This is a genomic window from Pseudomonadota bacterium, from assembly GCA_013285465.1.
In the GTDB taxonomy this organism is placed as follows: Bacteria; Pseudomonadota; Alphaproteobacteria; order Micavibrionales; family CSBR16-224; genus CSBR16-224.
The window spans coordinates 1,814,700-1,833,770 of the sequence record CP053449.1 but is presented as its reverse complement, the minus strand read 5'-3'; the positions used below and the strand labels follow the sequence as shown (position 1 = coordinate 1,833,770).

The window sequence follows — 19,071 nt, the reverse complement described above, 5'->3', positions numbered from 1 at the left end:
GCAAGTAAGGACTTAACTGCGTTGACATCAACCATCCGATTGCCGAAGCTGTAAGGGAAGTTTTTACAAACGGGAGGGGAAATGAAAAGAATTATCATTGTAGCATTTTTATGCATGCTTATGTTGCCCTCCGCATCTTATGCTGTGCCGCTATGCCGTGAGCCTCTTGATATGGTGGAGGCGTACCCTGTCATTTTTGAAGGGCGGGTTTTATCCGTCAGAAGCGATGAGGCGCAAAAGAAAATTAATATGGAATTATATAAGAAGTATGAGCCGGAAATTGGAGCGTTTTTCTTTGTTGGTTTAGGCATAGATCCAGCCATTACAGCTTTTGAGGTTTTGGAAACTTATAAAGGAAAAATTGGTAAAGAAATTGAAATTCGTCATTTAAGGGATGGCAGGCAAGGCGTTTCTTACGATGCGGGAAAGCGGTATATCATTCTGGCGAATATAGATCAGGAAGGTCGCTATGTACCGAGCTTGTGCGAGGATTACTATGCTCTCGATAGCGAAAAATATGAACATCCCCGTTGGGTGGATGCTCTGCCGCAACTGGCTGCAATTAAAGCGCAAATAACGGTTTATGATCAGATGATTGCCTCATACCCAAATCATCCGCGTCTTTATTTGAAAAAGGCGGCGTTTCTTGAAAGCGTCAAGGATTACCAACGCGCCGAGGAAACGTATAAAAGGGGTGAACAGGCATATCTGCAATGGAAGGAACGCACAGAGAATAAGGCGGCAGATTTCGGGCTGGGATATGTTGCCGGCTATGGACGCGCACTTTTTTATCAAAAACGTTATGCAGAAGCTTTGGAGCCGCTGGAACGTGCAATCAAGTGGAATGGTGACAACAGTAAGCAATTATTAGAACAAGCCAAAGAACATTTGGCAAAATCATCTACCGCGCAGGAGAAAGAGTAATAATAACTTCATAATAATAAGAGCGCATTGACGCCCCCGCAAAACCCGATTATAAGGTCATTATTATGACAGACAAAACACTCCATATCATCGGCGCAGGGCTGGCAGGCAGCGAGGCTGCATGGCAGGCTGCCGAGGCTGGCGTCACCGTCGTGCTGCATGAAATGCGGCCCGAGAAAATGACCCCCGCGCATAAGACCGAAGGCTGTGCGGAGCTTGTCTGCTCCAACTCTTTCCGCTCCGACGATCACGAACATAACGCCGTCGGCCTCTTGCATGAGGAAATGCGCCGCGCCGGTTCGCTGATTATGCGCGCAGGCGATAATGCCCGCGTTCCCGCAGGTTCGGCGCTGGCGGTTGACCGTGACGTCTTCTCTCAGGAAGTCTCGGAAACACTTGCCGCACATCCGCGCATTACGCTTGAACGCGGCGAGCTGGACGGCTTGCCGCCCGAAGATTGGCAGCATGTCATCATCGCCACAGGGCCGTTGACCTCACCGGCCTTGTCCGAAGCCATCCGCAGCGTAACGGGGGAGGACGCGTTGGCCTTCTTCGATGCTATCGCGCCGATCGTCTATAAAGACAGCATTGATATGAGCAAAGCATGGTTTCAGTCCCGCTACGACAAACCGGGGCCGGGCGGTACGGGTAAGGATTACATCAACTGCCCGATGAATAAAGAACAATATGAAGCTTTCATTGATGCGCTGGTCACAGGCGAAAAAACCGAATTCAAGGATTGGGAAAAAGACACGCCTTATTTTGAAGGCTGTCTGCCCATCGAAGTCATGGCCGAACGCGGCCCGGAAACGCTGCGCTTTGGCCCGATGAAACCCGTCGGCTTGACCAATCCGCATAGTGAGGAACGCCCTTACGCCGTTGTCCAGCTGCGGCAGGATAACAAACTCGGCACGCTTTATAACATTGTCGGCTTTCAGACCAAGCTGAAATACGGGCTGCAAACCGAGGTTTTCCGCAGCATTCCCGGCTTGGAAAAGGCCGAATTTGCACGGCTGGGCGGCATCCACCGCAACACCTTCCTCAACAGCCCGAAACTTCTGGATGAAAGCCTGCGCCTGAAAGCCCTGCCGCGCCTGCGTTTCGCAGGGCAGATGACAGGCTGTGAAGGTTATGTCGAAAGTGCCTCTGTCGGGTTGATGGCGGGGCGTTTTGCCGCCGCCGAAATTCTGGGGCGTGATGTGCTGACCCCGCCGCATGAAACGGCAATGGGCGCGCTTTTAAATCACATCACAGGCGGCGCGGAAAGCGACACTTTCCAGCCGATGAATATCAATTTCGGCCTGTTTCCGCCCGTTCCCGTGCAGGAAACCCCGAACGGCAAAAAGCGCAAATTAAAAGGGCTGGACCGCAAAAAATTCTACACCGCACGCGCCTTAACAGCCTTTGATGAATGGCTCGCCCGCGTTGCCGCCGCCATGCGCGCCGCCGCTTAATAGGTTTTCCGTAATCTCTTCAGTATTTTTTCATATATTTTCATTATGATAGAGCCAAGTGTTCTATCAGGCGCATTCCGTGCCTGTGTTTGGCTTTCTTGAAACGATCAGAAAAAACAGATGCTCTATAAGCCGATTACTTGTTACAGGATTTTTATATCCGCCTTTCTGGCGCTGCTGTTTTTGCTGCCAAAAACGGTGTTTGCGCAGGAAATCAAAAACATCCGTTTCGGACAGCCCGCGGATCAAGTCTATCGCATCGTGATCGAACTCGACACAGATACGGATTTTCAATTTCATATCGCGGATGATCCGCGCCGCCTTGTCGTGCGGATCCCTGCAGTGACGCTGCCGGATATTGACCTTTCCTCCTTTAAAACCGTGCCGCCCTTCCTGCCTTTGACGGCAGAGAATGTCTCTGCCGAAAGCGGGAATATCACTTTTGCATTTGATGAATATCTGCATATCAAAGCAGGCTTTATGCTGCAAAAACAGGATGATGCACAGAATAACCGCATTGTTATTGATCTTGAAAAAGTCTCCGCAGACTTATTTGCCGCTTCCGCCAATTCCCGCTGGCACCGCGATAAAGCCTGGGGCAACAGGGCGGAGCGCATCATCCCCGCCTATGGTTCCGTCGTCAGGAAAAAACTGTCGGCGGAAAAATGGCAGCCTTATATCGAAACGGAAGGCAGGTTCGGCAAACGTATTTTGGGAGAAGCGGCAACCGTCATCCCGCTGGCGCAGAGTGATGATTCACTGCTTTTTGCCGATCTGCGTTTCCGTTTTGACAACCGCTCATCACAGGAAGGCAATTTCGGCATCGGCTTGCGCAAACAATTTAACGATCAATGGATCGGCGGCGTTTACGGTTTTTATGATATCCGCCGGACGCGGTATGACAATATTTTCCATCAGGTCACGCTGGGTGCCGAGGCCATGACGGACACCCGCGAGGCACGCATTAATGTCTATCTTCCCGAAGCCGGAACGCAGGAGGCCGCCCCCGTTGGCACCGTCAATGGCGGGCAGATACAGGTGCAGAATTTCAGGGAGCGCGCTTTGCCCGGCTTTGATGCCGAATTGGGTATGGGACATGAGTTTGAAAACGGCTGGAGCCTCTGGGGCTATGGCGGCGGCTATTATTTTGATGCATCCGGCTTTGAGAAAGTGGCAGGGCCGCGCGGACGGCTGGAACTGGCAAAAACAGGTCTGCCCCATATCGGCGAGGATGCACGCCTTACATTCGGTATCGAGACGCAGAGGGATCATCAGCGCGGCGGGCAAAGCTTTGCGCTGGCACGGCTCCGCATACCGCTATCCTCATTTGCGAAAAAAGCTGATACGCAGACCCGCCCGCTCTCGGCGCTTGACCGCCGTATGACAACCCGCATTCACCGTGATGTCGATGTCGTGACGGGAACGGCGGCGGGATTGCTGGAAAACGCCACAATCGCCAACCCGCAGAATACACGCAATTATACGACGGTTTCCGTGATTGATGCGAATACCGCTGATGTCCCCGCTGCCGTGACTGCCGCAGGTGTCGACAGTTTTGTTATTGTCGATGGCAGCGCAGGTGCCATTAATCTGGCGGCGGGAACGGATATCCTGATGCCGCAGGGACAAATACTGGCAGGGGGCGGCTCCGTGTTGACGGCAACAGGAACCGTGACGGGACGGAAGGCGGCCTTTGTCGTTCCGGGCACGCGCCCGACAATCAATGCAACAAATTCCTTTAGTGTTGTCAGAACAATCTTCCAGACGGATACGACGGTCATGGGTTTAAATCTGAATGTCACCAATAACACGACAGGAGATTTTTCAGGAGTAGGGTTGGCGGCAATGAGTGCAGCTTTGCTGAATAATAACGTCACAGTCACCAATACCAATCCGGCATTTGTAGGACAGGCAAGAGGCATATGGTATTTCTTCAATCCTGACGGCATTGTCACAGGCAACAGTTTTACGGTGAATACCCTCAATCCGGCGGCAACAGCAATAGCAATGGATATTTCTCCTTCCACAAATGTATTGATCAGTAACAATACATTGACTGCGCCGATTGCGGTGCAACTGACAAATGTTGTCGGCATTGCCGCGGGCTCAACGGGCAATGTCAGAAACGGCGGCACGTGCAACATTATCGGCGCAGGCGCGACAGGGCAGATCGTCTTTACGGACGGCACGACCTGCCCGTAAAAGAGCAGGGTTTACAATTTGACATATTATAAAAACTGTGCTAAAAATTCCTCTTTGATTTTATTCTGTGAGGAAAGTTATGGCGGCAAAAAAGACAATCGTTCCGGCGGAGATCGTCGACGGCTTTCTCGACAAAACCTATGCCATTGATGCGGCTGTAAAACAGTCCATGGGGATTGAACCGGCGGGCGATGAATCACAGGAAAGCTATAGCGATGCGGAAAAAACGCATCTGAAATCCGAAGCCGAACGCCTCTATCAAAAACAGGCCAAAAAACTCACCGCTGCCTTCAGCGGAAGAAACAGCAAAAAAGGCAAAAAAATCTATATCACGGCAGGCGGCCCCGGTTCGGGAAAAACCACCTTGCTGCGCCGCAAATTGGCCGAGGGCGATATCAAAGGCGTTTATGTTGACCCGGATGAGCTGCTGCTGGAGATGACGCGGTTTAAATCCATGCTGAAAGCCGACCCTAACTCCGATGTGATGCGTGTTGCCGCCTATACGAAATGGCGCTGGGGCTCCAACTATGTGTCAAATGCGGTGATGAACCGCGCGGCAAGCGAAGGCCGCAATATCGTTTTCGGCACCACAGGCACCAGCCCCGCCACGCCGACATTATACGAGAATATCAAAAAAGCGGGTTATCATATCGCCACTGTTATTTGCCATGCGCCCGAAGATGTGCGCTGGCAAAGCGCCGAAAAACGCTTCGAGACGGAGCGCCGCTACATCCCCAAACAGGATTTTCTCGATAAGGGCAATAACATGTTCCCCGACCGCGTCGGTGAATATTTCGCGTATTCGGATGAAGTATCGCTCTATTGGCGTGACGGTCTGGAAAAAGACGCCGTGCTGGCAGTCGAGGCCAAAGACGGCAAAGTCACCGTCCATAATCAGGAGGCGCTGGACGCCTTCCTCGGCGAACTAGCCTCCCACGGCAAGCCCGTCAACTGGCAAAAATGCGTCAAATCCTACGAAACACGTTTTGAAAAACCGGCGCAAACGCCCGTAGCGGCAAGCAAAGCGGCCAAACCTTTCCGCCGTTAATCACCCCGCCAGCATCCACTCATCCGCGCCGCTATTGACCAGCGCTTCATAATCGGCACGCAGTTGGCGCGTAATCGGCCCGACCTCATAAGTCAAATCATTGATCTTGCCGACGGCGGTGACTTCCGCCGCCGTGCCTGTCAGGAACACTTCGTCAAAATCTTTCAGCTCTTCGGGCATGATCGCGCGTTCATGGATGGGATAGCCGCGGCTTTCGGCAATCTCCATGATGGTGCGGCGGGTGATGCCGTTCAAAAAGCAATCGGCAATCGGCGTATGGATTTCGCCGTCTTTCATCAGAAAGATATTCGCCCCTGTCGCCTCGGCAACCTGTCCGCGGTAATCCAGCATCAAGGCATCATTATAACCGTTATTCTCGGCAAAATGCTTGGACAGGGTGCAGATCATATACAGCCCGATCGCCTTGGTATGCACAGGCGCACATTCGGGGGAGGGGCGTTTCCACGGGGCGGTAATCAGGGAAATGCCTTTCTCCCGCGCTTCGGGCGAGAAATAGCTCGGCCATTCCCATGTCGCAATCATGGTATGGATTTTTGATCTCTGCGCCGTCACGCCCATTTGCTCCGTGCCGCGCCAGGCGAGCGGGCGCAGATAGGCGTTTTTCAATCCGTTCTTTTCTATGGTGGCGCGGCAGGCTTCATCCAGCTCATCAGAACTGTAGGGGATTTTGAAATCCATCACCTTACCGGAATTGATCAGCCGCTCATTATGTTCATGCAGTTTAAAGATATGGCCGTTATAGGCGCGGATGCCTTCAAATACCGCGCTGGCATAGTGAAAGCCGTGCGACATAATATGCACCTTCGCCTCCTGCCAGGGGATGAATTCACCGTCAAACCATATCCAGCCTTCGCGCTGGTCAAAAGGCAGATCCGCCATTGTCTTTATATCCTGTTTTTATCGTTATATTGCCCGCCCAGACGGGAAGCCTCATCGTATCAGGAACCATTGCCGCAGGGCAATAAAAAGAAGGAATTGATAAGAATAATGCAATGTAAGTTCTATGTAACGGGTTGCAATTTATCGGGAAGTCATGTCTTATCACGAGAATGATTTAACCTGTAAATATCTGCATTACTGTAAGGGAGCAACATCCGGTGAGAGTGAAAATGAACGTTTTGTACAGTGTTTTGGCCTTTCTGTTGTTGGCGGTCACAGCATTTCCCGGCAGTGCAAAGGCGGCAACCATCAATTGTGTGGGGGGCGGGAACGGATCCGGCTTTGTCGTCTTTTATGACAGCTCTGCGGGAGCCTGTACCGTTGGTAATCCGTATCAGGCATCCTCAACCGCGCTTGATGACATCACGCTTTTCTCGCAAGATGCAGCCGCCATCGTTCATTCCGCAGCGAATGTCGGCACAGGTGCGGGTACAAATAATACAGATCATAATGGCTGCAATTTGCAGGGCACTGCTATTACGGCTGGAAATGCGTGTAGCCGTATTACCGGGGGCGTTAACGCAACATTTACCGATACAATGACACGGACGGATTCAATGGGGCGGACCATCACCATATCGGCGAATTATACGATTGCCGGTTTTGTATGGACCTTCAATAATGCCAGCGTTACGGTAACCGGCGGCACCGGCTCCGGCACGGGCAACACATCCCTGAATGCCGCGGCATCCAATGCGAACACAACGGGAACACTGAACAATATCCAAAATCACGTCGATGTGATTACAGGAACCGGCATGCTTGGCGGTATGCAGTCGAATGCTGTGGAAGGCCAAAATAACGCCAGTAATTTTATGGGCGGCGGGTTGTATTCTTCCGGTTCTTCTGCCGCTGTTTCCTCCTTGTTCTCCAAAGCTGATGATGTTCTGGGTTCCTCCCGCTATAACTATACCGAAGGCACAAATGATCTGCGTAGCGGTCTGGTTGCGTTGAGCCCCTATATGAATTTCGATACGGCGCGCGGTGACGGTGTCACATTATTCGGCGGACGCATGAACCAGACTCAGGATGCTATTCCTGATGCCAAAACAGGCACAACGCGCCGTTCCAATTTTGCGGGCAGCAATGTCAATCTCTGGGCTTATTCCTCATTTGCCAAAGTTGATAATGAACGCGCGGCCTCTGCCTTTAACGGCGATGCCTTTACGGTCACCGCAGGCGGTGATTACAAGCTGCGGAGCAATCAGTTGCTGGGTCTCGCCCTGTCATATTCCTCCATTCGTATTGATACCTCCTTTAACGACGGCGATTATGATGAAAACGCCTATACGATTTCTCCTTACGGCATCTGGCAGGTCAATGACTGGCTGACGGTGAATGGGGCTTTGGGATATACGTTTAGCAATATTGATCAGATGCGTGCCAAATCAACGGTACCGGTCAGCGCCGATACGGATGCCTCAACCTATTTTGCATCCCTGCGCGCGCGTGCGACCAAACAGGTGGATGACTTTACGCTGGCGGGCAAGCTCGGCTATACGGCATCGCATCGTGATATCGACGGCTTTACCGATTCCGCGGCTGTCGTGACGGCAAGCAATACCTCCAATTCCAGCGAGTTCCGCATCGGCGGGGAGGGCGGTTATAATTATGCCTCTAACGGCAATATTTTCTTCCCCTTCGTGAAGGCCGATTTCCTGCTTGAGATGAGCGATGCAATCAATAATGACCCCAGCGCTTTTGATCTGGGGACGGGCTTCCGCTGGTTTAATGATGAGGCGGGTTTGTCAGGCTCGCTTGAGGGAACGGTGCAGCTTGGACGCAATGATTATACAAGCTGGAGCGTTGACGGCATTATTGTCAAATCCATCAAAAGCGACAGATTTGCCGGCATGTTTACACCGCAGCTGACCGTCGGCCTGGATGAAGGCCGCCAGAAAACAGGTCTGAAAATGGATTACCTGCATATTTCGGATGCGTTTGGTGTCGGGCTTGATGCAAATTTCTACCAGAATACGCTGCTGTTCAATGACGAAGACGAAAACGGCGACCCGATTACCGGCGGTGACGACACGGAAGGCGTTGTGCGTTTGCATGCCGGTTTGAAATGGTAGATATCTGACGGGCTATGAAATTATCACATCACGTCAAAACCCGTCTTTTGATTGTGCTGGCGGTTCTCTGCGGCGCGGCGGTGCTGATGCTGCCGCCCGTGCCGCAAGACCCGGCCTATCATGACTTTGCGGATAAGCGGGGGCTGTGGGGCATCGCCAATTTCGGTGACGTCCTGTCGAACCTTCCCTATTTTCTGACCGGTCTGCTGGGTATGCTGGCGGTCTATCGCCGCAGGAGTGATACGGAGGGGTTCCGCAGTGCCTTTGAAAAACAGGCGATGTTCACGGCTTTTGCCGGAATTTTTCTGGTCGGGCTGGGCTCGGGATATTATCACCTTGCCCCCGATAACGGCACATTGTTTTGGGATCGTCTGCCGATGACCATCGGCTTTATGGCGATTTACGCCATGCTGATCGGAGAAAGGGTGCATAAAAAAGCGGGAAAAATCCTGTTCCCTCTCCTGCTGGTTCTGGGCGCGGCGGCGGCGCTGTACTGGCATATCACCGAACAGGCGGGCAGGGGGGATCTGCGTTTCTACGCCGTGGTGCAATTCTTCCCGCTGATAACCGCACCGCTGATTTTACTGCTGTTCCCGCCGAAATACAGCGGCACAAAATATCTGTGGTGGCTGATGCTGTTCTATGCGCTGGCGAAATTTTTCGAACATTTTGATCAGGCTATCTTCACGGCGCTCGGCCATGCGGTCAGCGGCCATACATTGAAACATCTGTCCTCGGCCTTCGGCACCTATTACCTTGTCCTCTATGCGCAGCGCCGCAAATACATTACCGGAACATGAAAATCTTTCAGGTGATTTATACCGCGTCTTGTCTATAATACTCCTATGACAGCGGGCGCATGCCCTATCGGAAAGGAAGCCGGAAAGGAATGTCGTGGCACAGCAAAAACCTATAAAATCCGAAGCGGAAAAACCGCATATTCTGGTGGTGGATGATGATGCGCGGCTGCGCAAACTGCTCGACCGCTATCTGACGCAGCAGGACTGCATCGTTATCACGGCGGAAGATGCCGTGGATGCGCAGGAAAAACTGAAATATTTCCTCTTCGATATCGCCATCCTCGATATTATGATGCCCGGCGAGGACGGCATCAGCCTTGCCAAAAAAATCCGCAAAACCCACCGCGATCTGCCGCTGATTATGCTGACGGCGCTGGGCGAAACCGAAACCCGTATCAAAGGGCTGGAGGCGGGCGCCGATGATTACCTCTCCAAACCCTTCGAGCCGAAAGAACTGATCCTGCGTATTCAGGCAATTCTGCGCCGGACGATGGCTTTTTCTATGGCAGCGGAACAGACCCGCCCCGTCAAGCTGGGGGCATATGAATTTGACACCGCGCGGGAGGAGCTGCGCGATACCGGCCAAGGTATTATAATACCGCTCACGGAGACCGAGCGCCGTCTTTTGCTCTGCCTCGCACGCGTTCCCGGGCAGGTCGTCTCACGCGAAGAACTGGCCGCAAAGGGCGAGATGGCGGCCTCCGACCGCAGTATCGACGTGCAAGTCACGCGCCTGCGCCGCAAATTTGAAAAAGATTCAAAAAATCCCCGCTACCTCCACACCATCCGCGGCCAGGGCTATGTGCTGCGGCCTGACGCGGATGCGGAATAACCGCTGTTTTTTTGCTGTTTTCCGCTGAAAAAACCCTTTCAAAAAATTCCGATTTGCTCTATGAATCTGCTTCCGTTCCGCATATCATGGAAAACGGATATGCATTGATGAAAACCAAGGAAAAAAGAACAATGTCCGCATCCCCTTCCGCCGCCGTTTCGCCTCTTCACGTTTTATCTTCCATGGACGCCGAATATGTTGCCGGGCTGTATGCCCGTTTTTTGCGCGATCCGTCTTCGGTTAGTGCCGACTGGTCGGATTTTTTCAAAAATATCGGTGACAGCGAACGCGATGTTCTGGCGGAAATCACCGGGGCGAGCTGGGCACCCTCTAGTGAGAAACTGGCGGTTGTCCTGCCTGCAAACGGTGATGACGGTATGCCGGAAGCAGGAGCAAAGGGCGGTGCGAAAGCGGCAAAAGCGGCGCCGCAGAAAACGGCGGCTGCACCGGTTTCAACCGATGAGCTGCGTCGTGCAACACTGGATTCCGTGAATGCGCTGTTACTGATCCGCGCCTACCGCATTCGCGGTCATCTGCTGGCTGATCTGGATCCGCTGGGCTTGCAGGAAACCAAATATCATCCGGAGCTGGACCCGAAAAATTACGGTTTTACCGAGGATGATTATGACCGCCCGATTTTTATTAATAATGTGCTGGGTTTTGAAACCGCAACATTGCGGGAAATCCTCGCGACGCTGAAAGGCACTTATTGCGGCCGTATCGGTGTCGAATTCATGCATATTCAGGATCCTGCACAAAAGTCATGGATTCAGGAACGTATTGAAGGCGAGCGCAACCAGACCGATTTTACGGTCAAGGGTAAGAAGGCTATTTTGCAACGTCTGACTGCCGCCGAAGGCTTCGAGAAGTTTCTGCATGTGAAACATACCGGCACGAAGCGTTTCGGTCTTGATGGCGGTGAGGCTCTGGTTCCGGCGATTGAACAGATTATGAAACGCGGCGGGCAGCTGGGCGTGAAAGAAATCGTTCTGGGCATGGCGCATCGCGGCCGTTTGAACGTGCTGGCCAATGTTATGGGCAAGCCCTATACGGCTGTGTTCTCCGAGTTTCAGGGCCATTCCGCCAAGCCGCATGAGGTGCAAGGGTCGGGGGATGTGAAATACCATCTTGGCACATCCAGCAACCGCGATTTTGACGGTAATGTCGTGCATTTGTCGCTGACGGCGAACCCGTCGCATCTGGAGGCGGTCAATCCGCTGGTGGCCGGTAAAGTACGGGCAAAGCAGGATCAACGCCGTGACAAAGAGAAAGAGCAGGTGATCGGTCTGCTGCTGCATGGTGATGCCGCCGTCGCGGGGCAGGGGATTATCATGGAAACGCTGATGATGTCCGGGCTGAACGGCTATGGTATCGGCGGGACGGTGCATATTGTCATTAATAACCAGATCGGTTTTACAACCTCGCCATCCGACTCGCGCTCCGGCGTTTACTGTACGGATGTGGCGGGGATGATTCAGGCACCGGTTTTCCATGTCAATGGCGATGACCCCGAAGCGGTCGTGCATGTTGCGCGGATTGCGATTGAATACCGTCAGGAATTCAAACGTGATGTGTTTATTGATCTGATCTGCTACCGCCGCTACGGCCATAATGAAGGCGATGAGCCGGCATTCACACAGCCGCTGATGTATGAGCGCATCAAAAAACAGCCGACAGTGCGGGAACAATATGTGACGCAGTTGGAGCGGGAAGGTGTCTTGGCTGATGGCGAAGGGCAAGAGATTTACGATGATTTTAACCGCAAGCTTGAAACCGATTTTCAGCAGGCGGTGAATTACAAACCGTCGCTGGATATGCTGGAAGGCCATTGGAGCGGCTTAAAACGTGCCGAACACGGCGCGCGCCGTGGCAAGACCTCTCTGTCCGAAACCATGCTGGAGCCTTTGAAGAAGGCGCTGACAACCGTGCCGGATGATTTCAATCTGAATAAGAAAATCGCCCGCCAGCTGGAAGATAAAAAAGCGATGTTCGAAAGCGGCGAGGGTTTTGACTGGGCAACGGCGGAGGCAATGGCCTATGGTGCGCTATGTATGGAGGGTTTCCCGGTGCGCCTGTCCGGTCAGGATTGCGAACGCGGTACCTTTTCGCACCGCCATGCCGTGTTGATTGATCAGAAGACGGAAGACCGCTATATCCCGCTGAATAATATCGAAGGACAGAAAGCCTCGTTTAAGGCATGGAACAGTCCGCTTTCCGAAGCGGGGGTCCTCGGTTTCGATTACGGCTATTCGCTGGCTGAGCCGAATGCGCTGGTCTTGTGGGAGGCGCAGTTCGGAGATTTCGTGAACGGCGCACAAATTATGATCGACCAGTTTATTTGCTCTGCCGAAGAAAAATGGCTGCGCATGTCCGGTCTGGTCATGCTGCTACCGCATGGTTATGAAGGGCAGGGACCGGAGCATTCTTCCGGACGGATGGAGCGTTTCCTGCAGCTTTGCGGTGATGATAACTGGCAAATTGTCAATTGCACGACACCCGCCAATTTCTTCCATGTGCTGCGCCGTCAGATGAAGCGGGATTTCCGCAAGCCGCTGGTGGTGTTTACGCCGAAATCGCTGCTCAGGAAAAAGGAATGTATCTCTTCCCTTGATATGATGATGAACGGCCAGACTTTCCATCGCGTCTTGTTTGAGGATGTAAAACTGGCGGCGAATAAAGATATCCGCCGCGTTGTGATCTGTTCGGGTAAGATTTATTATGATTTGGCGGAAGAACGTGATAAACGCAAGATCAAGGATATTACCATCCTGCGTCTGGAACAGCTTTATCCCTTCCCGGATGATGCGCTGGCGGAAGAGTTTGCAAAATATCCCAATGCCGATATTGTGTGGTGTCAGGAAGAACCGCAGAATATGGGGGGCTGGACATTTGTCGACCGCCGGATTGAAGGCGTGCTGACAAAACTGAAACATAAAGCGCAACGCCCGCAATATGTCGGACGAAAAGAAGCGGCCTCTCCGGCGACCGGATTGCTGAAAGATCATTTGGAACAGCAGGCGGCGATTGTTGACGAAGCGCTGACATTAAAGAAAAAGAAATAAGATTTGAAAGAAGAGAAAAGGACGTAAGGAAAATGGCGACAGAGATTATTGTTCCGACGCTGGGTGAATCTGTGACAGAGGCAACCGTCGCACAATGGCTGAAACAGGTCGGCGATCATGTCGAGGTGGATGATCCGCTGGTAGAGCTGGAAACCGACAAGGTGACGCTGGAAGTGAATGCATCCGCCGCCGGTGTAATCAAGGAGATCAAGGTCAAGGAAGGCGAAAATGTCGCTGTCGGCACAGTCTTGGGTGAAATCGGCGCAGGCGCTGCTGCTCCGGCAGAGAAAAAAGCCGCCGCACCGAAAGCGGAGAAAGTCGCGGCAGAACCGACAGCCAATGACGATGCTGCGGCAACGCTGTCCCCCGCGGTACGTAAAATCGTTGATGATAATAATCTTGATCCGTCGAAAATTACCGGTACGGGTAAAGACGGTCGCCTGACCAAGGGCGATGTGCTGGCCTATATGGAAGGCGGTGCGGAGGCTGCGCCGCAAGCCGCGCCGCAAGCTGCTGCTCCGGTTGTTGCCGATCAAGGCCCGCGCGAAGAGCGCGTGCGTATGACGCGCCTGCGCCAGCGTATCGCCGAGCGTTTGAAAGAAGCGCAAAATACGGCGGCAATGCTGACGACATTCAACGAAATCGATATGACGAATTGCATGGCCTTGCGTGCGCAATATAAAGACAGTTTTGAAAAACGCCACGGCATCAAGCTGGGCTTTATGTCCTTTTTCATCAAGGCCTGTATTCAGGCGCTGAAAGATTTTCCGGCGGTGAATGCCTCGATTGACGGTGATGAACTTGTCTATAAAAACTATTACGATATCGGGGTTGCCGTCAGTACGCCGACGGGGCTTGTGGTTCCGGTTCTGCGTGATGCGGATAAAAAATCCTTTGCCGATGTTGAGGCGGGAATTGTGGATCTCGGAACGCGTGCCCGTGACGGTAAGCTGGAGATGAGCGACCTGACAGGCGGTACCTTTACCATTACCAATGGCGGCGTCTTCGGATCGCTGATGTCCACACCGATTTTGAACGTGCCGCAATCGGGTATTCTGGGGATGCATTCAATTCAGGAACGTCCGGTGGCTGTGAAGGGCGAGGTAAAAATCCGCCCGATGATGTATATTGCGCTGTCTTACGATCACCGCATTATCGACGGGCGCGAGGCGGTGTCCTTCCTTGTCCGCGTTAAGGACGCCGTCGAGGATCCGCAGCGTTTGCTGCTTGACCTGTAAGCTTTTTTTAAAACCGTTTAGTGATTAAAACCGCTGGATTTTTTTGGCTTTGGCGGTGGACCGCTCAAACGTTTGCTTAGACGCGACATGCCGCCATTTGTTGTGATTTCGCCCAGCAAAATAAGCAGGACGGAAACCATGCCGCCCATAAGGCCGAACAGCGGCGACATGAATTTGAAGCTTGCCTCTCCTTCATTTTGTGCTGCGGCGCTTTGCGAGATTTTCATCGCGCGATCCATCTCATCCCCCTGATAGGTGTAATCAGCCTGCGCTTCACGCAGGAAAGCAGCATCACCGATATCGGCAAATTTCTGCCCGTTAAATTCAATGGTGGAAACATCGCCGATGCTGTTTTCAAATTTATCCAAAAGATCGGCAGCGGCATCTTCTGACATACCCGTTTCCGTATAAATACCCGCCAGAACCTGCGTGGCTGTGTTCTGGAACTCTGCATGTGCGGCATCCATCTCTACCTGGGCTGCTTCTTTGCCCTCAATGCTGCTGCTGCGCCATGCTTCGCGTGTTTTTTCAACGGTATTGGCGTAAAAACCGGAAAGCTGGTCAATTTGTTGTTCATAGGATGTAATACGTGCATCCTGTCCGTCAACGGGTGTTGTGTCAGGTGCGACATTCGTTATGCCGATTACACCGGCGGCAACGATGGTGCCGATTGTGCCAAGGCGCAGGACAGCCCCTGTTTGGCTGTGCGGAACGATAACACGCCCTGCAGACCATGCGGCTTTACGAAAAGGGTAACTGAGATCAGCCATTATTTTATCCTATGGTTGTGTCGAGGTATTAATATACGGAAATATTTAACATATGTCAATATATGGATGTGGTGTTATAATAAAAAAGCCCCGCTTTTCGGGCGGGGCTTTCTTGTCTTTTAAAAACAGGCGTTAGATATTAACGGCCATGTTTTTGTCCTTTTTTCGCAGCAGCTGTTGCCGTTTGCTCGGGAGCGGTGGCATCTGCTGTTTTTTCTGCTTTCGCAGCATCGAATTTTGCTTTCAGCGATTCGTAGATTTTGCGCTGGCCGGCTTCCGGCAGATACTCGACTTCGTAGCTCGCGCGTTGAAAACGCTGGTTTTCGTAGCGGGACTGCAGAGAGTCGCGTGTCAGTTCAGGCTGCAGCTGGTCAATATCCAGCTTGATGCCTTGGAAACGGCTTTTCGTACGGCGCCAGCCCGTGCCGACATTTTGCGGCGCGGCAAGTGCCAGCGAGACAGCTTTTGTTGCAACGGCGGCAACAGCACCGGCTGCCAGAACACCGGCGGTAAAGCCGAGAACCGGAACAAACAGGCCGGATACAACCGCAGCACCAACGCCGATACCGATTTTACCTGCAACGGCAGCGGCACCTGCCATGGCCAGACCCTGTCCGTAAAGCGCCGTACCTGCCAGATACCAGGATACGCCGGCACCGACGATGCCGCCGAATTTACCCCATCCGCTGTATTTACCGCTTTTTTTCTTCTTCGTTTCGGGCAGAGACTCGTGGAAGCTGCGCAATCCGTTACGGGCAACGATTCCAAGCGGCAGTGTGACGACAGCGGCAAAGCCGGTCATCATGTGTTTGGTCAGATTTTCCGTTTTACGTGCGACTTTTGCTGCGAAATTCACGGGTGCATCGTAGAAAATATTCGTATAGCCTTCCGCAATCCCTTTCAGGGTCAGGGCCAGAGGAACTTCTTTCAGGTTCTCAAGCTCAGCGGCTGTCAGTTCTTTTTTAGCTTTCGCCATGGTGAATTCTCCATTGGGTTTTAAATGAATGTGTTGATAAACAATGCTTTTTTGCATGTTCAGCAATATTGCTGATTGTTGCTTTTATTCTGTTTCGCCGTCATGCAGGCTGTCCTTATACGCCCGCCCAAAAACATTGTCAATAGATTATGTCAGGTTGAAACGGCGGTTTTTGCTTGACTTATTTTCATATAATGCTATGACAATGATTGGAAAAAAGAATGATAAAGCGGAGGCTTTCATGTCAGGTTATTCGACACAAAATCAAAGACAATTACGCGTGGGGGAACAGATCCGCCACATTCTGTCGGCAGAACTGCGTGATTGCTTTATGTCAGATCCGGCTTTGGTAGGGCTGAACGCCGTGACGATTTCGGAAGTACGGATTAGTCCTGATCTCAAAAATGCATCGGTTTACATCGTTCCACCGCCGGGAGAACAGGTGGTGGATATGGATGCCTTTATGAAAGCATTGAACCGCGCTTCCTCTTACTTTCGCAAACACCTTAGCCGCGAGATTACATTGCGCTATACGCCGCGCCTGAATTTTGTTGCTGATACAAGCTTTTTCAAAGCCGCACATGTTTATGAATTGCTGGCTGATGAGAAAGTCCGCCATGATGTTGCCAAACATGACGAAGATGAAACCCGCACGGGTACCTGATCTTCGTGTCATCACGGATTGACCTCGCCGCAGTATTATGTTAATATAATCGCATTGTTTTATATATGCGGCAGGCAGGGTTATGGCGTCTGAAATTTTGAAATCATGGAAAGAAAATGCGGATGACATCTTCGCGGCACAACCCGAAGACCGCCGCGTTTATGATGCTGCACGGGTTGAAAAAGTCAAATACATGCTGGCCGAAACCGCGACCGGTCAAAAAATCATAGAATGGGCCGATAAAAACGGCATTGAGATTAAGCTGGATTACCAATGCGAAGAAGCAGGGGCGGGCGGTTATTACGTGCCCGGCTCTAAAACGGTTTGTCTGAATGCCCATCTGCCGGATGACCGCATGATGATTGCGCTGGCGCATGAGCTGCGCCATGCCTGGCAGGGCGAAAACGGTTTCTGCGCCACATTATATAAAGATGCGGGGACTTATCTGAAACAGTTCCGCTTTATCGAAGCGGATGCCGCCGCCTATGAAATGCAGGTCTGTGCGGAGTGGAAGGCATTGCATCCGGAATTCGAACTGAGCCATTTCCGTCAGATGTGCATGGATCTTGCCGAGAAACAAAAAGCATCTGCACCGGATTACCTGAAAGGCAAGGAAGTACTATGGGCCGGATTCTGCGGTTTCTTCGCAACGGGAGAACGTAAGAATCTTTATGACGATGGCAGCATCTATGCCGGAGAGATACTGGCCGGACTGGAAAGCTGGGACGGTATTCCAAAAGTAAAAACGGAATATGGTGCGAGCAAGGATCATCAATTGCCGCCTTATGAAGGGTTGAATGTTGAAGATAAGGAAAAGTTCCTGAAACTGGGCAGTAATTTTGACGGCACGGATAATTATCTGAAGGACATTCCGCTGGATCTTTTGACGCATGAGCAGTTTATCGGCGGTTTGTCGCAGCGTAATCTTGACCGTTTTATGACCCTTCACGCGGCAGAGGAAAAGGCACGTGCCAAGGGGAATGCCGGACTGAAACCCATTCCGCGGCTAATGTAAGAAAGACAAGAACATGACAAAAAATGCAGCGGACATGATCAAAGCCTTTCACGAGAATGTGGATGATGTGCTGGCGGGGCAGGATCCGGCGCGCCGTAAAAAAGACAAGGCGCGTATCCGTGATATCCGCCGCTTAATGGCAAAAAGCCCGCTGGGAAAAGAGCTGTTGAACTGGGCGGATGAAAATAATATCCGCATCGAAATGGATCATCAGACCAAGGCGGGCGGTTATTACTATCAGGGATACAAGATCGTCGCCTTGAACGCAGCCTCGGATAATCTGACGCTGGTGGGAACATTGGCGCATGAAATTCGCCATGCCTGGCAGGATTCTCATGGTATGATCCCCAGCTTGTCGGATAATTTGGCGCAGTTGCAGGCACCGGAAGATTACATTACGCAAATTAAATTTATCGAGGCGGATGCCTTTGCTGTCGGAGAAAGCGTACGCCGAACTGTTTCCGCCAAGCGCCGACAGGAGATGAAAGAGGATTGGCTATTGCAATCGGCTACGCAAGACCTTGATTTGTCGGCTTTGGAACATATGTTTGATCCGCCGCGCGTAAATGAGGAGACGCCGGAACTGCTGGCACAGAGATTTACGCAATTCTTCAATGATGCGTGGCGCAGAAATTTCTATGAAGACCGTTGCCTGAAAACCTATGCAAAAAATATCGGTGTGGCTGATATTAAAATTCCCTGCGGTTCCGGGGAATATTTTGATGAAAAGACGAGAACAGCTACTCATCAGGACGGGCTGGATTTGAATAACCCGCAAAAAATTTACCTGCTTGGCGATCTGCTTGGTAAAGGGAATTATATGGAGCACTTGCCGGAAGGAATGGCCACGATTCCGCTTTACCGCAGTTTGCAGGCCATTCAGAAAATCAGGAAATCCGGACAGAAACAGCAAAATCATCCGCATAAGGATTTTAAGGCGGTATCGCCTGCGGTGAAAAGACTGCCGCGCCGGAAACCGACAATACGCACGGATAATAATCTTCTCTATTCCTACGTGAAACACTTGCACAAACAGCGCCGGATGGGGTAA

15 protein-coding genes are annotated in these 19,071 nt (G+C 51.9%); 12 read left to right on the top strand and 3 right to left on the bottom strand.

Features of this window, described 5'->3' with window-relative positions:
• The first annotated feature begins 81 nt into the window (after positions 1 to 81).
• From HND56_08875 to HND56_08860, 4 genes are all read left to right on the top strand, one after another.
• Entirely contained in the window at positions 82 to 924 is an 843-nt protein-coding gene (locus HND56_08875) for a hypothetical protein (protein ID QKK05793.1), read from the top strand.
• A gap of 65 nt (positions 925 to 989) precedes the next feature.
• Entirely contained in the window at positions 990 to 2,378 is a 1,389-nt protein-coding gene (trmFO, locus tag HND56_08870) for a methylenetetrahydrofolate--tRNA-(uracil(54)-C(5))-methyltransferase (FADH(2)-oxidizing) TrmFO (protein ID QKK05792.1), read from the top strand.
• Between the two features lie 120 nt (positions 2,379 to 2,498).
• Positions 2,499 to 4,580 carry a hypothetical protein gene (locus tag HND56_08865; GenBank protein ID QKK05791.1) on the top strand — a complete coding sequence of 694 codons (2,082 nt, stop codon included), beginning with the start codon at positions 2,499 to 2,501 and terminating at the stop codon, positions 4,578 to 4,580.
• 79 nt (positions 4,581 to 4,659) lie between these two features.
• Positions 4,660 to 5,628 (top strand): AAA family ATPase, encoded by a 969-nt coding sequence (locus HND56_08860; GenBank protein QKK05790.1) that lies wholly within the window; start codon positions 4,660 to 4,662, stop codon positions 5,626 to 5,628.
• Here HND56_08860 and HND56_08855 read toward each other — a convergent pair whose 3' ends face one another.
• Positions 5,629 to 6,528 (bottom strand): branched-chain amino acid aminotransferase, encoded by a 900-nt coding sequence (locus HND56_08855; GenBank protein ID QKK05789.1) that lies wholly within the window; start codon positions 6,526 to 6,528, stop codon positions 5,629 to 5,631.
• Positions 6,529 to 6,758: 230 nt separating this feature from the next.
• Between HND56_08855 and HND56_08850 the strand changes: the two genes are divergently transcribed.
• The 5 genes from HND56_08850 to odhB all read left to right on the top strand — a co-directional run bounded on the left by HND56_08850 (position 6,759) and on the right by odhB (position 14,595).
• Positions 6,759 to 8,663, top strand: a complete 1,905-nt coding sequence (locus tag HND56_08850; GenBank protein QKK05788.1) for an autotransporter outer membrane beta-barrel domain-containing protein — start codon at positions 6,759 to 6,761, stop codon at positions 8,661 to 8,663.
• Positions 8,664 to 8,677: 14 nt separating this feature from the next.
• Positions 8,678 to 9,463: an alkaline phytoceramidase gene (locus tag HND56_08845; protein QKK05787.1), complete on the top strand. Its 786-nt coding sequence runs from the start codon at positions 8,678 to 8,680 to the stop codon at positions 9,461 to 9,463.
• A gap of 112 nt (positions 9,464 to 9,575) precedes the next feature.
• The gene (locus tag HND56_08840; protein ID QKK06607.1) at positions 9,576 to 10,295 is read left to right on the top strand and encodes a response regulator; all 720 of its coding nucleotides are present in this window, start codon (positions 9,576 to 9,578) and stop codon (positions 10,293 to 10,295) included.
• 131 nt (positions 10,296 to 10,426) lie between these two features.
• Entirely contained in the window at positions 10,427 to 13,357 is a 2,931-nt protein-coding gene (locus HND56_08835) for a 2-oxoglutarate dehydrogenase E1 component (GenBank protein ID QKK05786.1), read from the top strand.
• 32 nt (positions 13,358 to 13,389) lie between these two features.
• Positions 13,390 to 14,595, top strand: a complete 1,206-nt coding sequence (gene odhB, locus HND56_08830) for a 2-oxoglutarate dehydrogenase complex dihydrolipoyllysine-residue succinyltransferase (GenBank protein QKK05785.1) — start codon at positions 13,390 to 13,392, stop codon at positions 14,593 to 14,595.
• 17 nt (positions 14,596 to 14,612) lie between these two features.
• On the opposite strand, the gene HND56_08825 is transcribed toward odhB, so the two are convergent.
• On the bottom strand, positions 14,613 to 15,365 hold the full coding sequence (locus HND56_08825; GenBank protein ID QKK05784.1) for a hypothetical protein: 753 nt from the start codon (positions 15,363 to 15,365) through the stop codon (positions 14,613 to 14,615).
• A gap of 139 nt (positions 15,366 to 15,504) precedes the next feature.
• The gene (locus tag HND56_08820; protein ID QKK05783.1) at positions 15,505 to 16,341 is read right to left on the bottom strand and encodes a hypothetical protein; all 837 of its coding nucleotides are present in this window, start codon (positions 16,339 to 16,341) and stop codon (positions 15,505 to 15,507) included.
• Between the two features lie 280 nt (positions 16,342 to 16,621).
• On the opposite strand from HND56_08820, the gene rbfA reads away from it, so the two are divergent.
• From rbfA to HND56_08805, 3 genes are all read left to right on the top strand, one after another.
• The gene (gene rbfA / locus HND56_08815; protein QKK05782.1) at positions 16,622 to 17,005 is read left to right on the top strand and encodes a 30S ribosome-binding factor RbfA; all 384 of its coding nucleotides are present in this window, start codon (positions 16,622 to 16,624) and stop codon (positions 17,003 to 17,005) included.
• A gap of 82 nt (positions 17,006 to 17,087) precedes the next feature.
• Positions 17,088 to 18,020: a hypothetical protein gene (locus HND56_08810; GenBank protein QKK05781.1), complete on the top strand. Its 933-nt coding sequence runs from the start codon at positions 17,088 to 17,090 to the stop codon at positions 18,018 to 18,020.
• A 13-nt stretch (positions 18,021 to 18,033) separates the two neighbouring features.
• Positions 18,034 to 19,071 carry a hypothetical protein gene (locus HND56_08805; GenBank protein ID QKK05780.1) on the top strand — a complete coding sequence of 346 codons (1,038 nt, stop codon included), beginning with the start codon at positions 18,034 to 18,036 and terminating at the stop codon, positions 19,069 to 19,071.

Excerpts from the sequence above, each read along its gene's own strand:
- HND56_08875 (QKK05793.1), top strand. The coding sequence starts at position 82 with ATGAAAAGAATTATCATTGTAGCATTTTTATGCATGCTTATGTTGCCC.
- trmFO (QKK05792.1), top strand. The coding sequence starts at position 990 with ATGACAGACAAAACACTCCATATCATCGGCGCAGGGCTGGCAGGCAGC.
- HND56_08865 (QKK05791.1), top strand. The coding sequence starts at position 2,499 with ATGCTCTATAAGCCGATTACTTGTTACAGGATTTTTATATCCGCCTTT.
- HND56_08860 (QKK05790.1), top strand. The coding sequence starts at position 4,660 with ATGGCGGCAAAAAAGACAATCGTTCCGGCGGAGATCGTCGACGGCTTT.
- HND56_08855 (QKK05789.1), bottom strand. The coding sequence starts at position 6,528 with ATGGCGGATCTGCCTTTTGACCAGCGCGAAGGCTGGATATGGTTTGAC.
- HND56_08850 (QKK05788.1), top strand. The coding sequence starts at position 6,759 with ATGAACGTTTTGTACAGTGTTTTGGCCTTTCTGTTGTTGGCGGTCACA.
- HND56_08845 (QKK05787.1), top strand. The coding sequence starts at position 8,678 with ATGAAATTATCACATCACGTCAAAACCCGTCTTTTGATTGTGCTGGCG.
- HND56_08835 (QKK05786.1), top strand. The coding sequence starts at position 10,427 with ATGTCCGCATCCCCTTCCGCCGCCGTTTCGCCTCTTCACGTTTTATCT.
- odhB (QKK05785.1), top strand. The coding sequence starts at position 13,390 with ATGGCGACAGAGATTATTGTTCCGACGCTGGGTGAATCTGTGACAGAG.
- HND56_08825 (QKK05784.1), bottom strand. The coding sequence starts at position 15,365 with ATGGCTGATCTCAGTTACCCTTTTCGTAAAGCCGCATGGTCTGCAGGG.
- HND56_08820 (QKK05783.1), bottom strand. The coding sequence starts at position 16,341 with ATGGCGAAAGCTAAAAAAGAACTGACAGCCGCTGAGCTTGAGAACCTG.
- HND56_08810 (QKK05781.1), top strand. The coding sequence starts at position 17,088 with ATGGCGTCTGAAATTTTGAAATCATGGAAAGAAAATGCGGATGACATC.
- HND56_08805 (QKK05780.1), top strand. The coding sequence starts at position 18,034 with ATGACAAAAAATGCAGCGGACATGATCAAAGCCTTTCACGAGAATGTG.